The 729-nt window shown below is 66.8% G+C and carries 1 protein-coding gene; it reads left to right on the plus strand.

Features of this window, described 5'->3' with window-relative positions; all coding sequences use genetic code 11:
* Nucleotides 1-542 (plus strand): hypothetical protein (locus tag VL52_RS22975; RefSeq protein WP_046159223.1); only part of this gene is annotated, 542 nt, incomplete at its 5' end.
* Nucleotides 543-729: the final 187 nt, after the last annotated feature.

The following is a 729-nucleotide window of genomic DNA, read 5'->3' on the forward strand; positions in this document are numbered from 1 at the left end:
ATGGCGGCATCACCTTGTCCGATCTGGACAACACCACGCTGGCGTCGGCGACGGTATCCATCACCGGCAACTTCCAGAGCGGGGAGGATGCGCTGGCGTTCAGCAACACCAATTCCACCACTTACGGCAATATCGTCGCCAGCTACAACAGCGGCACCGGGGTGTTGACGCTGACTTCCAGCGGCGCGACGGCCACGCTGGCGCAATGGCAGGCGGCCTTGCGCGCAACGACCTACACCGACAGCGCGATCACGCCCAACAACGCCACCCGCACCATCAGCTTCGTCGTCAACGACGGCACCAAGAACAGCGCCGCAGCGACGCGGACGGTGACGGTGGCGGATACCGACCAAACGCCCATCGCCACCGTCTCCGGCGCCAACGGCAGCTACACCATCAGCGGCACGCCGACGCCGGTGGCGGTGGATGGCGGCATCACCGTATCCGACCGCGACAACGCGACGCTGGCCAGCGCGACAGTGTCCATCACTGGCAACTTCCACAGCGGCGAGGACGTGCTGCCAATCGCAGCGGCCAGCTGAGTTACCGCTATGACCCGGTGGGCCGCTTGCTGGAGGCTGCCACCCCCAAGGGCGTGGAAAGCTTCCGCTTCGACCCCGCCGGCAACCTGCTGGACAACGCCCCTGCCGCCGACGGCCATCAGGGCGACAGCCTGCTCCGGCAACCTGCTCAGCCAGTACGCCGGCCGCCACTACCGCTATGACAGCC

It is taken from the genome of Chromobacterium vaccinii (genome assembly GCF_000971335.1).
GTDB lineage: Bacteria > Pseudomonadota > Gammaproteobacteria > Burkholderiales > Chromobacteriaceae > Chromobacterium > Chromobacterium vaccinii.